The 17,473-nt window shown below is 68.9% G+C and carries 16 protein-coding genes and 1 tRNA gene; 11 read left to right on the plus strand and 6 right to left on the minus strand.

Annotation, left to right across the window (positions count from 1 at the left end; translation table 11 throughout):
- Positions 1-33 precede the first annotated feature (33 nt).
- The 4 genes from AR539_RS16150 to AR539_RS16165 are packed head-to-tail and all read left to right on the plus strand — an operon-like array spanning position 34 to position 3,223.
- On the plus strand, positions 34-1,272 hold the full coding sequence (locus tag AR539_RS16150; protein WP_066439158.1) for a flavin monoamine oxidase family protein: 1,239 nt from the start codon (positions 34-36) through the stop codon (positions 1,270-1,272).
- Positions 1,269-1,643, plus strand: coding sequence for an SRPBCC family protein (locus tag AR539_RS16155; RefSeq protein ID WP_066439161.1), 375 nt, complete (start codon positions 1,269-1,271; stop codon positions 1,641-1,643). Before AR539_RS16150 ends, AR539_RS16155 begins: the two co-directional genes overlap by 4 nt.
- Positions 1,644-1,697: 54 nt before the next feature.
- The gene (gene aroQ, locus AR539_RS16160; protein ID WP_066439163.1) at positions 1,698-2,171 is read left to right on the plus strand and encodes a type II 3-dehydroquinate dehydratase; all 474 of its coding nucleotides are present in this window, start codon (positions 1,698-1,700) and stop codon (positions 2,169-2,171) included.
- A 2-nt stretch (positions 2,172-2,173) separates the two neighbouring features.
- Positions 2,174-3,223: a DUF2332 domain-containing protein gene (locus AR539_RS16165; RefSeq protein WP_066439165.1), complete on the plus strand. Its 1,050-nt coding sequence runs from the start codon at positions 2,174-2,176 to the stop codon at positions 3,221-3,223.
- A 67-nt stretch (positions 3,224-3,290) separates the two neighbouring features.
- Here the strand turns inward: AR539_RS16165 and AR539_RS16170 are convergent, their stop codons facing one another.
- Entirely contained in the window at positions 3,291-4,475 is a 1,185-nt protein-coding gene (locus AR539_RS16170) for a MarP family serine protease (RefSeq protein WP_066439168.1), read from the minus strand.
- A gap of 215 nt (positions 4,476-4,690) precedes the next feature.
- Here AR539_RS16170 and AR539_RS16175 point away from each other — a divergent pair, with 215 nt between their 5' ends.
- The gene (locus tag AR539_RS16175; protein WP_011693220.1) at positions 4,691-5,368 is read left to right on the plus strand and encodes a Crp/Fnr family transcriptional regulator; all 678 of its coding nucleotides are present in this window, start codon (positions 4,691-4,693) and stop codon (positions 5,366-5,368) included.
- Positions 5,369-5,625: 257 nt separating this feature from the next.
- On the opposite strand, the gene AR539_RS16180 is transcribed toward AR539_RS16175, so the two are convergent.
- The 3 genes from AR539_RS16180 to AR539_RS19400 are packed head-to-tail and all read right to left on the minus strand — an operon-like array spanning position 5,626 to position 7,281.
- Positions 5,626-6,537 (minus strand): NUDIX hydrolase, encoded by a 912-nt coding sequence (locus AR539_RS16180; RefSeq protein ID WP_066439171.1) that lies wholly within the window; start codon positions 6,535-6,537, stop codon positions 5,626-5,628.
- Positions 6,538-6,553: 16 nt separating this feature from the next.
- A complete protein-coding gene (locus AR539_RS16185; RefSeq protein ID WP_066439173.1) occupies positions 6,554-7,123 on the minus strand; it encodes a RidA family protein in 570 nt (189 codons plus the stop codon).
- 2 nt (positions 7,124-7,125) lie between these two features.
- Positions 7,126-7,281 carry a DUF4177 domain-containing protein gene (locus AR539_RS19400; RefSeq protein ID WP_003797879.1) on the minus strand — a complete coding sequence of 52 codons (156 nt, stop codon included), beginning with the start codon at positions 7,279-7,281 and terminating at the stop codon, positions 7,126-7,128.
- 37 nt (positions 7,282-7,318) lie between these two features.
- On the opposite strand from AR539_RS19400, the gene AR539_RS16190 reads away from it, so the two are divergent.
- From AR539_RS16190 to AR539_RS16210, 5 genes are all read left to right on the plus strand, one after another.
- Positions 7,319-9,601, plus strand: a complete 2,283-nt coding sequence (locus AR539_RS16190) for a transglycosylase domain-containing protein (RefSeq protein WP_066439176.1) — start codon at positions 7,319-7,321, stop codon at positions 9,599-9,601.
- Positions 9,598-10,545, plus strand: a complete 948-nt coding sequence (locus AR539_RS16195; RefSeq protein ID WP_066439178.1) for a metallophosphoesterase — start codon at positions 9,598-9,600, stop codon at positions 10,543-10,545. Before AR539_RS16190 ends, AR539_RS16195 begins: the two co-directional genes overlap by 4 nt.
- Positions 10,546-10,804: 259 nt before the next feature.
- Positions 10,805-12,637, plus strand: a complete 1,833-nt coding sequence (locus AR539_RS16200; protein WP_066439181.1) for an ABC transporter ATP-binding protein — start codon at positions 10,805-10,807, stop codon at positions 12,635-12,637.
- The gene (locus AR539_RS16205; protein WP_066439184.1) at positions 12,634-14,463 is read left to right on the plus strand and encodes an ABC transporter ATP-binding protein; all 1,830 of its coding nucleotides are present in this window, start codon (positions 12,634-12,636) and stop codon (positions 14,461-14,463) included. Before AR539_RS16200 ends, AR539_RS16205 begins: the two co-directional genes overlap by 4 nt.
- 108 nt (positions 14,464-14,571) lie before the next feature.
- Positions 14,572-14,648, plus strand: a tRNA-Pro gene (locus AR539_RS16210).
- Positions 14,649-14,842: 194 nt separating this feature from the next.
- Here AR539_RS16210 and AR539_RS16215 read toward each other — a convergent pair.
- Positions 14,843-15,082, minus strand: a complete 240-nt coding sequence (locus tag AR539_RS16215) for a hypothetical protein (protein WP_066439187.1) — start codon at positions 15,080-15,082, stop codon at positions 14,843-14,845.
- A gap of 144 nt (positions 15,083-15,226) precedes the next feature.
- On the opposite strand from AR539_RS16215, the gene AR539_RS16220 reads away from it, so the two are divergent.
- Entirely contained in the window at positions 15,227-16,495 is a 1,269-nt protein-coding gene (locus AR539_RS16220; RefSeq protein WP_066439189.1) for a helix-turn-helix domain-containing protein, read from the plus strand.
- Positions 16,496-16,514: 19 nt separating this feature from the next.
- Here AR539_RS16220 and AR539_RS16225 read toward each other — a convergent pair whose 3' ends face one another.
- A complete protein-coding gene (locus AR539_RS16225) occupies positions 16,515-17,471 on the minus strand; it encodes a phosphoribosylaminoimidazolesuccinocarboxamide synthase (RefSeq protein ID WP_066439192.1) in 957 nt (318 codons plus the stop codon).
- Between the last annotated feature and the right edge of the window lie 2 nt (positions 17,472-17,473).

Consider the following 17,473-nt stretch of genomic DNA (forward strand, 5'->3'; position numbering starts at 1 on the left):
AGGTCCGGCCGGCCGGCGCGGGATGATGTCACCATGACGGAAACATGTGACGTTCTGGTGGTCGGCGCCGGCCTGGCCGGCCTGCAGTGCGCGCGGGACCTGGAGGCCGCCGGACGCGAGGTGCGGGTGTGGGAGGCCTCCGACGATGTCGGAGGCCGGATCCGGACCGACCGGATCGACGGCTTCCTCGTGGACCGCGGGTTCCAAGTGCTGAACCCCGCCTACCCTGCAGTGCGCGAGTGCGTCGACGTCGACGCCCTGGCGCTGCAGCCGTTCGGCGCCGGCATCCGGGTCCGCGGGGAGAACTCCCTCGAGGTCCTCGCCCACCCCGTGCGCGAGCCGGGACTGATCCTGCAGACCCTGCGCAGCGGACTGCTGGATCCCCGCTCTGTCGCCGGGCTGCTGCGCTGGGCCGCCCCGGCGTTTGCCGGCCGCCTGCGGCGGCCCGGCGCCGACCGTCCGCTGCGGGAGGCCTTGAACCGGGCCGGATGTTCCGGCGGCCTCCGCAGGGCGCTGGACCAGTTCCTCGCCGGTGTCCTGCTGGAGGACGAGGGCAGCACCTCCAACGACTTCGCCCTGGAACTGGTGCGCGTCTTTGCGACCGGGGTGCCCGGACTGCCGCGCGACGGCATGCAGGCCCTCCCCCGGCAGCTGGGAAAAGCCCTGGCCAGCCCGGTGCGCACCTCGACGCGGGTGGAGTCGGTCACTCCGCACGGGAACGGGTCACTGGTCACCGCCGCCGACGCCAGCCTCCTGGCCCGCCACGTGGTCCTCGCCACGGATCCGGCCGACGCCGCGAGGCTTGCCGGCGGCGGGGCGCCGGCCATGAAAGGCGTGCTGACGCACTGGTTCGCCGCCGCCACGGCCCCCAGCGGGTCGGACATGCTCCACGTGGACGGCCGCGCGCAGCCCCGCGGCCCGCTGGTCAACGCGGCCGTGATTTCCAACGCAGCACCCAGCTACGCGCCCGCCGGACGGCACCTGATCCAGACCTCCGCGCTGCTGGGACCGGGCCGGCCGGTTCCAACCGATGAGGAGGTCCTCCGCCATGCCGGGGACCTTTTCCGCTCCTCGACGGCCGGGTGGGAGCTGGTGGCCAGGCACGAAATCCAGCAGGCCCTGCCCGTGCAGCCTCCGCCGCTGCGGTCCCGGCCGGTGGAGGGCCCGTCCGGGCTGATCGTCTGCGGCGACCACCGGGAGACCGCCTCGATCCAGGGCGCCCTGGTCAGCGGCCACCGGGCCGCACTCGCCGTCCTCGGACGGCCCCGGTGAGATTTTGCGTTTCGCGCCAGGTCGCGGCCTCCGCGGAGGACGTCTGGGACCTGCTCACCGATACCGCTCAATGGCCGGCGTGGGGGCCGTCGATCACCGGCGTGGAACCTGCCGCGGCCCGGAGACTTGCGCCCGGAAGCCGCGGCACGGTCCGCACCGTCCTGGGCGTGAAGCTGCCGTACACCGTGACTGTGTTTAAGCCCGGACGGTTCTGGGCGTGGTCTGTTGCGGGGGTCCCGGCGACCGGCCACCGGGTCATTCCGCTGGGCAACGGGTGCCGGGTGACGTTCACGGTTCCGTGGTGGGCTCCGGCGTACCTGCCGGTGTGCGCCCTGGCGCTGCGCCGGATCGAGCGGCTCGCGGCACGGTGAGGCCCGCGTGCCGGGGGGCGGCGGCGCGCGGCACATCGCGATAGATTGGCAGGCATGAGCGAAGCCACCACCGACGGCGCCGGCCGCGGCACCATCCTGGTCCTCAACGGGCCCAACCTGAACCTGCTCGGCACCCGCGAACCCGAGAAGTACGGCACCGCCACCCTGGCCGACGTCGAACAGCTCGCCAAGGACGCCGGCGCGGCCCACGGCCTCGACGTCGAATGCTTCCAGTCGAACCACGAGGGCGCCCTTGTGGACGCCATCCACGCCGCCCGCGGCAAGGCCCTCGGCATCGTCATCAACGCCGGCGCCTACACGCACACATCGGTGGCCATCCGGGACGCCATCTCCGCGGTGCAGCTGCCCGCCGTCGAGGTCCACATCACCAACGTCCACGCCCGCGAGGAGTTCCGGCACCACTCCTACCTGTCGGACATCAGCAAGGCAGTCATCGCGGGTGCCGGGATCATGGGCTACCGGTTCGCCGTCCAGTACCTCGCCGGGCTGCAGGCCAGCAGGGACTGAACATGTCCGCCGTCGATCCCGCCGCGGCGGCAAACGCGGCTGAACCGGACACAGCGCAGTGGTACCGCCACTTCGGCACCGTCGACGCGCCCGGCAATTCAGCCTGCTACGCCGAGTGGTCGGTGGGCATCGCGGACGACCCGGAGCTGCTCCGGCGGATCGACCAGTGGCCGCACAACAAACGCCAGCCCCTGCTGATGCTGGCGGCCGCCCGCTTCCTCGGCGCGCAGGTTGGCCCCTATGCGGACTTCCGGGCGTTCCTGGATACGCACTGGGCTGACGTGTCGCGGACGGTGCTCTCCCGCGCCACCCAGACCAACGAGACGGGCCGCTGCGCCACCCTGCTGCCCTCCCTGGCGCAGATCGCGGCCGAAAGCGGGCGCCCGCTGGCCCTGATTGAGGTCGGGGCATCGGCCGGGCTGAACCTGTATCCGGACCGCTACGGCTATGAGTACGCCACCAGTGCGGGGACCACCCGGCTGGCACCGGCCGGCGCCGCCCCTGGCGGCTATCCGGTCCTGGCCTGCACCGTTACCGGCCCGGCACCGCTCCCGGACGGCCTTCCGGCGGTGGTGTGGCGGGCCGGGATCGACCTGAACCCTCTCGACGTCCGGAATCCCGACGACGTCGCCTGGCTGGAGGCGCTGATCTGGCCGGAGCAGGAATTCCGCCGCGAGCGGCTGCGCCGGGCCCTTGAGGTGGCCCGGGCCGATCCTCCCCTGCTGGTGGCCGGGGACCTCAACGACCGGCTCACGGCACTGGCCGCGCAGGCGCCGCCGGACGCCACCCTGGTGGTCTTCCACAGCGCCGTCCTGGCCTACCTCGACGCGGCGGCGCGGGCCAGGTTCCGCGGAACCATGGCGCAGCTGGCTTCCGACCGGGGCTGCCACTGGCTCTCCAATGAGGGGCACACCGTGGTCATGCAGGCGGACGGCTCCAGCGTGGTCCCGGAGATGGACGACGCACGGCTCCGCGGCCGTTTCCTGCTGCTGCACAACGGGACGCCGGTGGCGATCACGGGCCCGCACGGCCAGAGCCTGGAGTGGCTCTAGCCGCGGATGCCGGCGTGTACTGCCAGCCGCGGCGTTTCCCTCGCCTGCCGGCGGCGGTACTTGCTGCTTATTTCTGGATGCACTGGCCCGGCGAGACGGCGCGGGACAGGCCCGGAGCCTGCGCCGCGACGGGACCGAGGTCCGTCATGGTGACGGCGTAGCCGAGCGCCGACTCGCCCGTGGCCTTGGCGAAGATCACGCCTGCCACCTGGCCGTCGGTGGTCAGCAGCGGGCCGCCGGAGTTGCCGGGCTGCACGTCCCCCGCAATGCGGTAGACGTCGGCCGGCTGCGGGCTGTTGCCGTAGATGTCCGGGACCAGCACCGTCGCGATGTCCTGCACCGTGGCAGGTTTGGACTGGAACGGCCCGCCGTGCGGGTACCCGGCAAAGGCGGCCGGGGTGCCGGCGGCCAGGTCGCCGCTGAGTGCCAGCGGGGCGGTGCGCAGGCCGTCCACGGCGACGACGGCGAGGTCATGCTGGGTGTCGAAATACACCACCCGGCCGGGCAGGGCGCCGCCGCCGGGGATCTCCACAACGGGTTCCGGCACGCCGGCCACCACGTGGGCGTTGGTGACCACCCGGCCGGGCGACACCACAAACCCGGTTCCGGTCTGGTTCTGTCCGCACTGGTACGCGGTGCCGGCGATCTTCAGGACCGACGCCGCCGCCTGGTTCAGAGCCGGGGTGTCAGTGCTGGCGTTGGGGATGGCCACCGGCTGGCCCTCGCCGATGCCCTCGAACAAGGTGGGAATGCCCTCACCGATCACCGCCGACCGGAGCTGGGCCATGGAGGTCTTCACGGGCACGGGCGTCACGCCGTCGATAAAGCGGATCACCTTCGACTCGGCCAGAGGCTGAGAGACGAAGGGCACACCCAGCGCGCCGATGCTGAAGGCCAGCATCGACATCACCAGGGCGGACACCACCACGTTGACGCCTCCGCCGGCCACCCGGTCCACGGACCGCAGCGGGCTGATTTTGACGACGCTGCGGACCCTGCGGCCGATTGCGGTGCCCAGCCCGTGGCCCAGGAGCATCAGCAGCACGGCGGTGGCGATGATGGCGGTCAGGCGCCAGCCGCTGTCCTCCACCAGGCCGCTGACGACGGGGACCGACACAAAGGCGGCAACGGCACCGGCGGCGAATCCCGCGATGCCGCCAACCGTCACCAGAAAGCCGTTGCGCAGGCCGTGAAACAGGTAGGACAGCAGCGTCACAATCAACACCAGGTCCAAAAGGGTCAAGCCGAACACCAAGGCTCCTTAAAGGGGGTAAACCCCAATTCTACCGGCGCACGCTGACAGTTTGCCGTGCACCGGCGGAGGCGGGAGCGGGCCACCGCCAGCTCCCCCGCGCGGCCCCGGGAGCGACGTACAGCGCGTTTCGATGCCAAGTACGTCACAGAAGCCTGAAAATTCTGAAACAATGGCTGGAGCGCCCCAGCCGACACAGTTAGTCAGGAGATTTTATGGATATCGAGGTATTGCGCCGCGCACCCCTTTTCGCCACGCTCGACGACGAGGCGTTCCGTCTGCTGACGGACGAGCTCACCGAGGTGGACCTCTCACGCGGAGCCTCGGTATTCCGGGAAGGCGACCAGGGCGACCAGCTCTACTTCATCGTCTCCGGCAAGGTCAAGCTTGGACGCACGTCCCCGGACGGCCGCGAGTCGCTGCTTGCGATCCTCGGCCCGGGCGAGCTCTTCGGCGAAATGGCCCTGTTTGATCCGAGCCCGCGTACGGCCACGGCAACCGCCGTCTCGGAAACCCGCCTCGCCGGGCTGAAGAACGAGAGCCTCAACGCCCTGCTCCGCACCCGCCCGGAGGTATCGGCCCAGCTGCTGCAGGCCCTGGCCCGCCGACTGCGCCGAACCAACGACTCCCTGTCCGACCTGGTCTTCTCCGACGTTCCGGGCCGTGTGGCCAAGGCGCTGCTGGACCTGGCCGACCGCTTCGGCCGCCCCGCCACGGACGGCGTCCTGGTGGCCCACGAGCTCACCCAGGAGGAACTGGCCCAGCTGGTCGGCGCCTCCCGCGAAACGGTCAACAAGGCCCTCGCCGAATTCGTGCAGCGCGGCTGGCTGCGCCTGGAGGCCCGCGCCGTTGTCATCCTCGACATGCAGCGCCTCCGCCAGCGCTCCCGCTAAGCCTCACCCACAGCAAACGCCGAAGGCCGGCCCGTTCAGATGAACGGGCCGGCCTTCGGCGTTAATCCGCGCCACCCCCGCGGGACATGCCCAGCCTGAGAATCAGCGGGTGGACATAACGCCAATATGTCCAGTGGCGGCGGCCGGAGGAGCGCATGTCCAGTGGCAGGATAGTCCCCGCGGAGCGCATGTCCAGTGGCAGGATGATCCCCGCGGAGCGCATGTCCAGTGGTGGCGGCGTGCCGCTCCCGGCAGGGTCAGCGTTCGCGCTGGGGTTCCCCGGCAACGGTCTTGGCGGCCTCGACCTCCAGCATCATCTGACCGTTTTCCTCGACGAGCCGCGGCTGGTAGACGTGCGCCTTGCGTTTGTAGCTCAGGTAGGCAATGCAGCCGTTCGCGGAGGCCATCTTCTCGAGCATGATCTCCGAGCCGGGCACCATCAGCTGCCCCAGCCTGAGGCCCACGGTGTTCTCCTGGCCCACCTCGTCGCCAAGGGCGGACGTCTCCCGCTCGGCGATGACCTTCCGGGCACACACCCAACGGCCCCAGATCCCCTTGCTGGCCAGCAATGAGGGCTGCTGGTTCATCGGGACCGTGGCCGCGAAGTAGCGGGTGTTGAAGCGGCGGTGCGCGAAATCCGGGCTGAGCCAGTTCACCAGCGGTTTCAGCAGGTCCGTCCGCACCGAAAGCCCGCGCTTGGCGAGCACCTCGGTGAACGACTTCTCCTGCTCCGCCACGGCCACCCGGGCCCGCATCCACTCGGGCGTGGACGTCGCCTCCACCGTCGTGGACAGGTCCGGCCCGGCGAGAAGGACGCCGGTTTCCTCGAACAGTTCGCGGATGGCGCCCACCACGTGGCGGCGGGCCAGCCCGACGTCGGCGGTCCCCATCTGCTCGGCCCAATGCTGCGGCGAGGGGCCCAGCCAGCCGACGGCGTCGTCGTCGGACGCCTCCAGGGACCCGCCCGGGAAGGCGAGGACGCCCAGCGGCGAGGAGCCGGGCCGGTAACCCAGCCAGGTCTCCAGGCCCGTGGGCGAATCACGGAGCAGCACCACGGAGGAAGCGAACCGCGGCGCGCGGGGCGTCCGTTCGCCGTGTTCCAGCCAGCTGCGGGCTGCCCCCTCAAGATCCGGGGGGAGGTCGAACAGTCGTCGGGCTAACTGAGGCAAGGAACTGACCGGCCTTCTAGGCGAATTCGGCGATCAGTTCGACTTCAACCGGGGAGTCGAGCGGAAGGACGGCAACACCGACGGCGGACCGCGCGTGCTGGCCGGCGTCGCCCAGGACCTGGCCCAGCAGTTCGGAGGCGCCGTTGATCACACCGGGCTGGCCGGTGAAGGACGGGTCGGAGGCAACGAACCCCACAACCTTGACGATCCGCGTGATGCGGTCCAGGTCCCCGATGACGCTCTTGACGGCGGCCAGGGCGTTGACGGCGCACACGGCGGCGTAGCGCTTGGCGTCTTCCGGCGACACGGTGGCCTCGTCGGAGGCGCCTTCCGTGCCGGAGGACACCTTGCCGGTGGCCTCGAGGCTGCCGCCGATGAACGGCAGCTGGCCGGAGGTGTAGACGTGGTTGCCGGAAATCACAGCGGGAACGTAGGCGGCGACGGGCGCGGCTACCTCCGGCAGGGTCAGGCCAAGCTCGGCCAGGCGCTGTTCGACGGCGGACGGCGCGCCCGCGCCGGCGGTGCTGGAGCCCGGCGTTCCGGACGCCGTTGCGGCGCCCGGAGCGGAAGAAGCGGGGGTGCTCATGGCTACTGCTTCTCCCTCTTCAGGTAGGCAACCAGGCCGTTCCCGTCAGGCCCCGGAACCACCTGCACAAGCTCCCAGCCGTCGTCACCCCACTGGTCCAAAATCTGCTTTGTGGCGTGAATAATGAGCGGAATCGTGGCGTACTCCCATTTGGTCATGAGCTAAAGCCTAGTCCTTGCCGGTAAAGTGGAAAACATGGCGACTGGTAAGAACCCTTTATTTGACACGGCCACCACCCTCGGAAAGATCCTCCTTTTCCTGGGCGTGAGCGCCATCTGTGGCGTCCTGGTGGCGGGACTGCTGGTCCCTGCTGCTGCCGTGACCGGCAGCTCCGCCAGCGGATCGATCAAATTCTTCGAGACCCTGCCGGCCGAACTGCAGGTGGACCCGCCCAGCCAGTCGACCACCATCCTGGCCTCCGACGGCAGCGTGATCGCCAACCTCTTCGCGGAGAACCGCACCCGGGTGTCCCTTGACCAGATGTCGCCGTACGTCAAGGACGCCGTGATCGCCATCGAGGACAGCCGCTTCTACGAGCACGGCGGCGTGGACACCACCGGCATCATGCGTGCCCTGGTCAGCACCGCCCGCGGCAACCGCCAGGGCGCGTCGACCATTACCCAGCAGTACGTCAACAACGTGATCAACTCCTCCCTTGAGGCCGAGGGCAAGAGCGACCAGGTCCTCCTCAACGGTGTGAACAAGGGCGTCGGTGACAAGCTGCGGGAAATGAAGCTCGCCATCGCCCTGGAGAAGAAGTTCACCAAGGAGGAGATCCTCGAGGGCTACCTCAACATCGTCTTCTTCAACCGTGACGCCTACGGCATCGAGGCCGCGTCCAAGTTCTTCTTCAGCACCACCGCCAAGGACCTGACCCTGCCGCAGGCGGCACTGCTGGCCGGCCTGGTCAACAGCCCGTCGTTCTACGACCCCATCAACAACCCGGACAACGCGAAGGTCCGCCGCGACCTGGTGCTCCAGTCCATGCTTTCCCAGGGCAAGATCCAGCAGGCCGACTACGATGCGGCCGTCGCCACCCCGGTGGAAACCAAGGTCACCCCGGCACGCCAGGGCTGCGCGTACTCCGCAACCGCCCCCTACTTCTGCGACTACGTGCTGCACCTGCTCCTGAACAACCCGGCCTACGGCGCCGACGCGAAAGAGCGTGAGCGGAAGGTCTTCCGCGGCGGCCTGACCATCAAGACCACCCTGGATCCGAACGCCCAGGCCGTGGCCCAAGCGCAGGTGGAGGGCTCCGCCGGCGACAACCCCGACAAGTGGGGCGCCTCGCTGGTCTCCGTGCAGCCGGGCACCGGCAAGATCATCTCCATGGCCCAGAACACGCAGTTCCTTGAGGCCGAGGGCAAGTTCAACAACGTCATCAACTTCAACGTGGACATGCGGGACGCCAAGGGCAACGACCTCGGCGGCCTGGGCGGCTTCCAGCCCGGTTCCACGATGAAGCCGTTCACCTTCGCCCAGTGGCTCAACGAGGGCAAGTCCATGAACACCGTCCTCAACGGCGCCGTGCGGCGCTACCCGCTGAACTACCGGTGGAAGAACACCTGCCCCACCCCGGTGGACGGCGCGTACAACACCGCCGAGGAGCGCCTTGGCGCGGCCAAGGACCTGCAGAACGCCGAAGACGGCTACTACAAGAACATGAGCGTCGTCGACGGCCTGGCGAACTCGATCAACACCATGACCTTCGCCACGGCGGCGCAGGTGGACCTCTGCGGCATCCAGAAGATCGTGGACGCTGCCGGGATCCACGCCGGCCAGACCAACGAGCCGGTTCCCATGACGCGTCTGTCGAACCTGCTCGGCGCCACCCAGACGTCGCCGCTGACCATGGCCAGCGCGTTCGCCACGTTCGCCAACGACGGCAAGTACTGCGAGCCGATCGCCATCGAGTCCGTCACGGACGCCACCGGCGCCCAGCTGCCGGCACAGGCCACCAGCTGCCGGGACGCCATCAAGCCGGAGGTTGCCCGCGGCGTGAACTCGGCGCTGCAGGAAGTCCTCAACCGCGGTTCCGGGTCACTGATCCAGCCGCGGATCTCGACGCGCACCAGCTTCCCTATTGCTGCCAAGACCGGCACCAACGACCCCAACAACTCCACCTGGGTTGTGGGCTACACCAGCGGCCTGGCGACGGCCTCCTGGTTCGGCGACGCACTCGGCGGCCAGGACCGGCCGGGCCGCAACCTGACCCTCAACGGCAAGTTCTACAAGGCCATCGACGGTTACATGATCGCCGGCCCGCAGTTCTCGAACTACATGCTGCAGGTGGCGCCGGCGTACGGCACCGACCCGTTCCCGGCTCCGCCGTCGAACCTGGTGAACGGCCCGGCCCCCGCGCCGCGGCCTTCCACCCAGTCCACTCCTGCACCCTCCAGTTCCGCGCCGAGCGAGCCGGGCAACACTGAGCCCGCTCCCCCTGGCCAGGAAAAGAAGCAAGACGAGCCCAAGCCGTGACCGGGCTTGAGTCGCTGGCAAGCCGCGCCCGGAGCATCGGGCGCGGCTTTGCCGTCACCGCCGCCGCCGGCGCCGTGACCGGTGCCGCCATGACCGGATACGGTCTATGGGAAAAGAACCAGTTCGTCCTGCGCGAAGAGACCCTGCCGGTGCTGCCGGCCGGGTTCGGCCCGATCCGGGTCCTTCACCTCAGCGACATCCACTTTGTGCCGGGCCAGGACCGGAAGGCCGAATGGCTGTCCTCACTGGCGGACCTTAAGCCGGACCTGGTGGTGAACACCGGCGACAACCTCAGCCACACGAAGGCCGTGGATCCCCTGCTGGAGGCCCTCGGCCCGCTGATGAAGTTCCCCGGCGTCTTCGTTCCGGGCTCGAACGACTACTTCGCCCCGCGGATGAAGAACCCGGCGTCCTACTTCCTGGGCCCGTCCTCGCGTCCCAAGGAACCGGCTCAGCTGGACTGGCCAAAACTGCGCTCCGGTTTCGGCATGGGCGGCTGGGTGGACCTGACCAACCGCTGCCAGTCGCTGGTGGTCAAAGGGCTGCGCATGGACTTTTCCGGCGTCGACGATCCCCACCTGGGCCTGGAGCGCTACGCCGGCTGGCCCCGCGGCACCAAGGGCCAGGACGCCAAGCCGCACCTGCGGGTCGCCGTCATCCACGCCCCGTACCAGCGCGTTCTGGACCATTTCACCGACGACGGCGCCGACCTCCTGCTGGCCGGGCACACCCACGGCGGGCAGATCTGTGTTCCCGGCTTCGGCGCGCTTGTGGCCAACTGCGACCTCCCCACCTGGCGCGCCAAGGGCCTGCACGACTGGCAGAGCAACGGGCGCACGACGCCGGTGAACGTCTCCGGCGGCATCGGCACCTCGCGCTTCGCCCCGGTCCGGATCGCCTGCAAGCCCGAGGCCGTCCTGCTCACGCTCACCGCGCGGTCCTAGGCCACCCGCCACCACGGGACATGCCCTCCCCCGCACCCCAGGGATGGACATAGTGGGCCTATGCCCTCTTTCCGTGTCCGCGACGGGACATGTCCACCCGGCGGGGGCCCGCAGCCATTGCGGAATGTAATGACTGGGCGAGATCCTGATGCTGCCCCAATTCAAGTGAACCCGGTCACTCGATGGCCTAGGGTAGTTGCTACAGGAAACTACATCCAGTCGCGTTAGTTATTGCGCGGCCGCGTTTTAAGAAGCAGGCATGGCCAAGCAGACCCCCTTTTTCTCCTCCATCAGCCGTCTCTATCCCCACGTCAGGCCGATCATCCCGCGGCTGGTAATGGGACTGATCTGCGCCCTGCTCGCCAGCGTGGTGGCCCTGGTCATCCCCCAGGTGCTGCGTGTGCTGGTCAACGAATCCCTCCAGCCCGGCGGCAGCACGGACGCGGTCTGGATCGCCTCCCTGATCATCCTGGGCCTGGGCGTTGCGGAGGCCGGGCTGGTCGCGCTGCGCCGGCAGTTCGTAATCAACCCCGCCACCACGGTGGAGACCCGGATGCGGGTGAGCCTCTACGACCACCTGCAGGACCTGACCGTTTCCTTCCACGACCGCTGGGGCTCGGGCCAGCTGCTTTCCCGAGCCATGACGGACCTGAACTTCCTGCGCCGCTGGATGGCCTTCGGCGCGATCATGCTCGTCGTCACCACTCTGACGGTGGTGATCGGCGTCGCCGTGATGTTCTCCATGAGCTGGCAGCTGGCGCTGATCTTCCTCGCGGCCGCCGTGCCCATCATGATCTACGGCTTCCGGTTCCGCACCCGCTTCAGCCGGGTGGCCCGCCGCAGCCAGGACCAGGCCGGCGACCTCGCCACCACGGTGGAGGAGTCGGTGCACGGGATCCGCGTGCTCAAGGCCTTCGGCCGCAGCGGCGAGGCGCTGGAGAACTTCAACGAGCAGGCGGAGGAGCTCCGCCAGACGGAGATTGCCAAGGCCAAGCACCTTGCCACATTCAGCCTGGTGGTGACCCTCCTGCCCGAGCTGGCCCTCGGCGCCGGCCTGGTGGTGGGCATCCTGCTGGCCTCCACCGGCGAACTCAGCATCGGCGCCCTGGTGGCGTTCTTCGCCACCGCCGCCGTGATCGCCACACCGGTGGAGTTCTGCGGCATGCTGCTGGCCATGGCGCTCACCGCCAAGACCGCCGTCGACCGGCACTTCGAGGTGATGGACTCGGCCAACACGATCACCAGCCCCGGCCAGCCCCGCCGCCCCGCCGAGCTGAAAGGCGCCCTCAGCTTCACCAACGCCACCTTCGCCTACGAGGACGCCCCGGACAAGCCGATCCTCAAGGACATCAGCCTGGACATCAAGCCGGGCGAAACCATGGCCCTGGTGGGCGTCACCGGCAGCGGCAAGAGCGCCCTCCTGCAGCTGGTTCCCCGCCTGTACGACGTCACCGCCGGCGCCATCACCATCGACGGCGTGGACCTGCGCGAGTTCGACGTCGAGGACCTCCGCAGGGTGGTCGCCGTCGCGTTCGAGGACACCACCCTGTTCTCCAGCTCCGTCCGCGACAACGTCCTGCTCGGCGCCCCGGCGGGCCTGTCCGACGAACGCCGCGAGGCGGCCCTCGAGGAGGCGCTCGACGTCGCCCAGGCCCACTTTGCGTATTCGCTCCCCGACGGCCTGGACACCCTCATCGGCGAAGAGGGGCTCAGCCTCTCCGGCGGGCAGCGGCAGCGCATCGCCCTGGCCCGCGCCATCGCCGCCCGGCCCAGGGTGCTGGTCCTTGACGATCCCCTCTCCGCCCTCGACGTCAACACCGAGGAACTGGTCGAGGCCAGGCTGCGGGAAGTCCTCACCGACACCACCACGCTGATCGTGGCCCACCGGCCTTCCACCGTGGCGCTGGCGGACCGGGTGGCGCTGCTGGAGGACGGCCGCATCACCGCCGTCGGCACCCACGCCGAACTGCTCGCGGAAAACCGCCACTACCGCTACGTGATCGCCAGCCTCGACCCCGAACCGCGGGACCTGGACACGGGACTGCTCGACTCGGAACTGTCAGATTTCAACGCCGAGGAGGTTTCCCGATGAGCACCGCGACCTTCGGCACCGCGAACGAGGACAATGCGCACCTGTCCAAGAGCGAGAGCAAAACCGTCCGCCGCCGCTCCGTGGCCCTGCTCCGGTCCCTGATCCGCCCGGTCCGCCGGCGGTTCTGGCTGACCATCGCCGCCGTCGTCCTGTCCCAGGCGGCGCGCGTCGCCGGCCCGGCGCTGATCGCCTTCGGCATCGACCGGGCCCTCCCCGCGCTGACGGCCGGCGACAACCTGCCCCTCCTGCTCACCGGCGCCGCCTATCTGGCCGCCGCCGTCGCGACGGCGGGCCTCACCGCCCTGTACGTGACGTCGACGGCGCGCCTGAGCCAGGCGATGCTGCTGGACCTGCGGGTACGGGTGTTCCGGCACACGCAGCGGCTGAGCCTGGAATTCCACGAAAAGTACACCTCGGGCCGGATCATCGCCCGGCAGACCTCGGACCTCGAGGCGCTGCGCGAACTTCTTGACTCCGGGGTGAGCTCGCTGGCCTCCGGGATGCTGTTTATGGTGTTCACCGCCGTCACCGTGTTCGCCCTCGACTGGCGGAGCGGGCTCCTTGTCCTGGCCGCCGGCGTGCCGATGTACTTCCTGGCCCGCTGGTACCAGAAGCATTCGCAGATCGCGTTCCGCGAATCCCGCGTCGTCTCGGCCCGGCTGATCGTGCACTTCGTCGAGACCATGACCGGCATCCGCGCGGTCAAGGCCTTCCGCAAGGAACGCGAAAACGCGGCGCGCTACGCCGAACTCTCCGAGGACTACCGCAAGGTCACCGTCCGCTCCATCAACCTCAACGGCATCTTCCAGCCCGGCCTGGTGCTGATCGGCAACGTCTGCGTCGCCGTCGTCCTCCTGTTCGGCGGCTTCCGCGTGCTCAGCGGCGAGCTCGCCGTCGGCGTGCTGCTGGCCCTCATCCTGTCCACCAAACGCTTCTTCCAGCCTGTGGACCAGATGGCCATGTTCTACAACTCCTTCCAGAGCGCGCAGGCGGCACTGGAAAAGGTCTCCGGACTGCTTGAGGAGGTCCCCACCGTCCGCCCGCCCAAGAACCCGGTGGCCCTGCACGACGTCAAGGGCACCATCGATTTCGCGGGCGTGGAATTCCGCTACGGCGACGGGCCGGTCATCATCCCCGCCATGGACCTGCACGTCCCCGCCGGCCAGACCGTGGCACTGGTGGGCCAGACCGGCGCCGGCAAATCCACCCTCGCCAAGCTGATCGCCCGCTTCTACGACGTCTCCGCCGGGTCCCTCACGCTCGACGGCGTCGACCTGCGGGACCTTGCGACGGCGGACCTGCGCCGGAACGTTGTGATGGTCACCCAGGAGGCGTTCCTGTTCAGCGGCTCCGTCGCGGACAACATCGCTCTGGGCCGGCCGGGAGCCTCCCGGGAGGAGATCGAGGACGCCGCCCGGGCCGTGGGCGCGCACGATTTCATCGTGGAGCTGCCGGAGGGCTACAACACGGACGTCAACAAGCGCGGCGGCCGCGTCTCCGCCGGGCAGCGGCAGCTGATCAGCTTCGCCCGGGCGTTCCTGGCCCGGCCCGCCGTGCTGATCCTGGACGAGGCCACGTCCTCGCTGGACATCCCGTCCGAGCGGCTGGTCCAGAACGGCCTGGCACGGCTGCTGCAGGGCGCGGGCGCCGACGGCGGCCGGACCGCCCTCATCATCGCGCACCGCCTCTCCACGGTGGAGACCGCCGACCGGGTGCTTGTGGTCCATGACGGCCGCGTGGTCGAGGACGGCACCCCGGAACAGCTGATCGGCGGCGGCGGCCGGTTCGCGCAGCTGCACGGCGCCTGGCGGGATTCGCTGGTCTGAGCCTGCCGGGGCCTTCGTTACGGCGTGTTTTGAGGGACGACGCCGGCCCGATTTCACATCCGGGTCCCCATCCGATACTCTTGTGAAGTTGCTTTTGAAGCAACGGATCGGGATGTGGCGCAGCTTGGTAGCGCGCGTCGTTCGGGACGACGAGGTCGCAGGTTCAAATCCTGTCATCCCGACCAATCAAGAAGAGGGTCTTCCATTCGGAAGGCCCTCTTCTGCGTTTCCGGCCAGAACGGACGCGGCGCGGCCGGGATCAGAGCAGCCAGCGGGGTCTAAGGGCAGCCAGTGGTTTTGGGGCAACAGAAAGCCCCGGGACACGGTTCGCGCGTGCCCCGGGGCTTTCGTGGAAGCTGTGGGTTACATCGGGTCGGTTTTACATCGGGTCAGGCCAGTTGCCGATGTTCGTGGAGTAGGTCATCGGGTCCGGCCAGTTGCCGATGGCAGAAAGGCTGCCGGAGCCCATGGGATCGGGCCAGTTGCCGATTGAGAGGGTAGTGCTGCCCATGGGGTCGGGCCAGTTACCGATGGCACTTACGGACAGGACTGCGGGAGCCGTTGCGGAGAGAGCCAACGCCCCCGCCAGGGCGACAGAAGCTGCAATCTTCTTGAACATGTGGGTTCCTCAATACGAGTCGGAAACGCGATTCGGATACATTACAAAGCGAGCACTAGCCCTTGTTGACATACATTGTAAAATGGCTTGCACAGAGACTGTCAAGCATTTAGTACAAAGACTGTCCGGAATTAGGAGGAACCCGTGGGGAACGGATTCGGGGAGAAACTCCGAGCGGAACGGCTCGAACGCGGCCTGACGCAAGCGGAACTGGGCCGGGACCTGTACTCGCCCAGTTACATCTCCCTGCTGGAGACCGGACGCCGCGAACCGACCGCCGACGTCATTGAGGAACTGGCCCGCAGGCTGGAACTCGCGCCCAAAGCCCTGGAGGCATGGAGCCAGCCGGTGTCCGTCAGCGACGCCGAATACGTGCTGGCGGGCCTGTACGCACGGCAGGCCTGGGATCTGCGGGACTACGCCCTGGCCGCCACCCACGCCGCCGCCGCGGCCCAGATCGCCCTCGAAGCCAAGAACACCAGCGCCTGGTGGAACATGAGCTACATGCAGGCCGAGTGCCTCATGAAGCAGGGCCAGCTCAAAGAGTGCCAGGACCTGGTCCAGCGGCTGCTGGACCACCCCATGGCCGCCGAATCGGCCGGCCTGGGCGTCCGGGCCCGGCAGATGCTCGCCGCCGTGTGCCACGGCCAGGGCCAGCTGTCGGTTGCCGTCGGGCATGCGCAGGAAGCGGTGCGGCTCTGCGCCGAACTGCCGAAGGGCTCCACCCTGGTGATCGGCGCGCTGCGCGCCCTCATCGGCGCGCTGGCAGAGAGCGGCCGGCTGGATGAGGCGTGGGAATACTGCCAGGCCATGAACGAGCAGATGGACGAGCACTCCATGACCCAGCTCGCCGGTGAGGTGGCCTGGGTGATCGGCAACGTGGCCTTTATGCGCCACGACTACCAGGAGGGCATCAAGTACCACGAGCGGGCGGCGCAGCTGCTCTCCCCCGCGAACGACATCGATCTCTGGGCGCGGTTCAACAAGGCCTCCGCCGCCGTCCGCCTGTCCTCCGGGATCGTGGAGCCGGAGACGCTGTCGTCGATCGAGCGCGCCGAACTGGCGCTCTCCATCGTCGGGGGCAACAAAACGGACCAGCTCGAAGTGGCGTTCATCCGCGCGCGCTGGCTCTACCTGACCGGGGACATTGTGGCCGCCGTGCAGAAGCTGCGCGAGATCCACGCTGAAAAGGACGCCCTCGCCAAGCATGTCGCCGGCGAGGTGGCCCTCCTGCTCGGCAAGGCACTCAAGGCCGCGGGCGAAGCCGACGAGGCCCTGGTCTACCTCGAAGAGGCCCAGCGCGAGTTCAGCGCAGCCGGCGCCTCGGACCGGGTCCAGCAGGCGATGGACGCCGTGCTGGAAATCCGGCTGGCGCAGCGCCGGGCGCAGGCCGCCGCGTCCTCCGGAACCTAGGCGGCCTGCTCCCCGGCGGTTAGTGGAACGTCCGGCCGGTGAGCAGCTCGAACGCCTCGACGTAGCGGCCGCGGGTGCGGTCGACGACGTCGGACGGCAGTGCCGGCGGCGGCGTGTCCGAGGACTTGTCCCAGCCGGACTCGGCCGAGGTCAGCCAGTCGCGCACATACTGCTTGTCGTAGGAGGGCTGTGCTTTGCCCGGCTCGTACGTGGCGGCGTCCCAGAACCGTGAGGAGTCAGGGGTGAGCACCTCGTCGCCGAGCGTGATGACGCCGGTGGCGGCGTCGAAACCGAATTCCACCTTCGTATCCGCCAGGATGATCCCGCGGCCGCGGGCGATCTCCTCGGCCTTGGTGTAGATCAGCAGGGTGAGTTCGCGCAGGCGGGACGCGACGTCCTCGCCCACCAGCCCAACGACGGCGTCGTACGTGATGTTCTCGTCATGCTCGCCCACCTCGGCCTTCGCGGACGGCGTGAAGATGGCCTCCTCGAGCCGGGACCCGTCCACCAGGCCCGCCGGCAGCGGAATGCTGCACACCGTGCCGGACTCCCGGTATTCCAGCAGGCCGGATCCCGTGAGGTAGCCGCGGGCGATGCACTCGACCGGGAACATGTCCAGCTTCTTGCAGATCATCGCCCGGCCCTCCACGGCGGCGGGCACCCCTGCCTCCACGGTGGACGCCAGGACATGGTGCTCCACGCCGAGCTGCTCGAACCACCACAGGCTCAGCTGGGTGAGGATGCGGCCCTTGTCCGGGATTTCACTGGCAAGGACATGGTCGAAGGCGCTGATGCGGTCGCTGGCGACCACCAGGACGCACTCCTGGCCGATGCGCTCGGTGATGGACTGATCCGCCGGGACATAGAGGTCGCGGACCTTGCCGGAGTAGATGTGCGTCCAGCCGGACAGGTCCAGCGTCGCGGTATCCAGGCCGCCCTTCGCGGCGGCGGGATTGGGGGTTTCGGGCTGCGTCATGC

The sequence above is a fragment of the Arthrobacter sp. EPSL27 genome, assembly GCF_001512305.1.
In the GTDB taxonomy this organism is placed as follows: Bacteria; Actinomycetota; Actinomycetes; order Actinomycetales; family Micrococcaceae; genus Arthrobacter.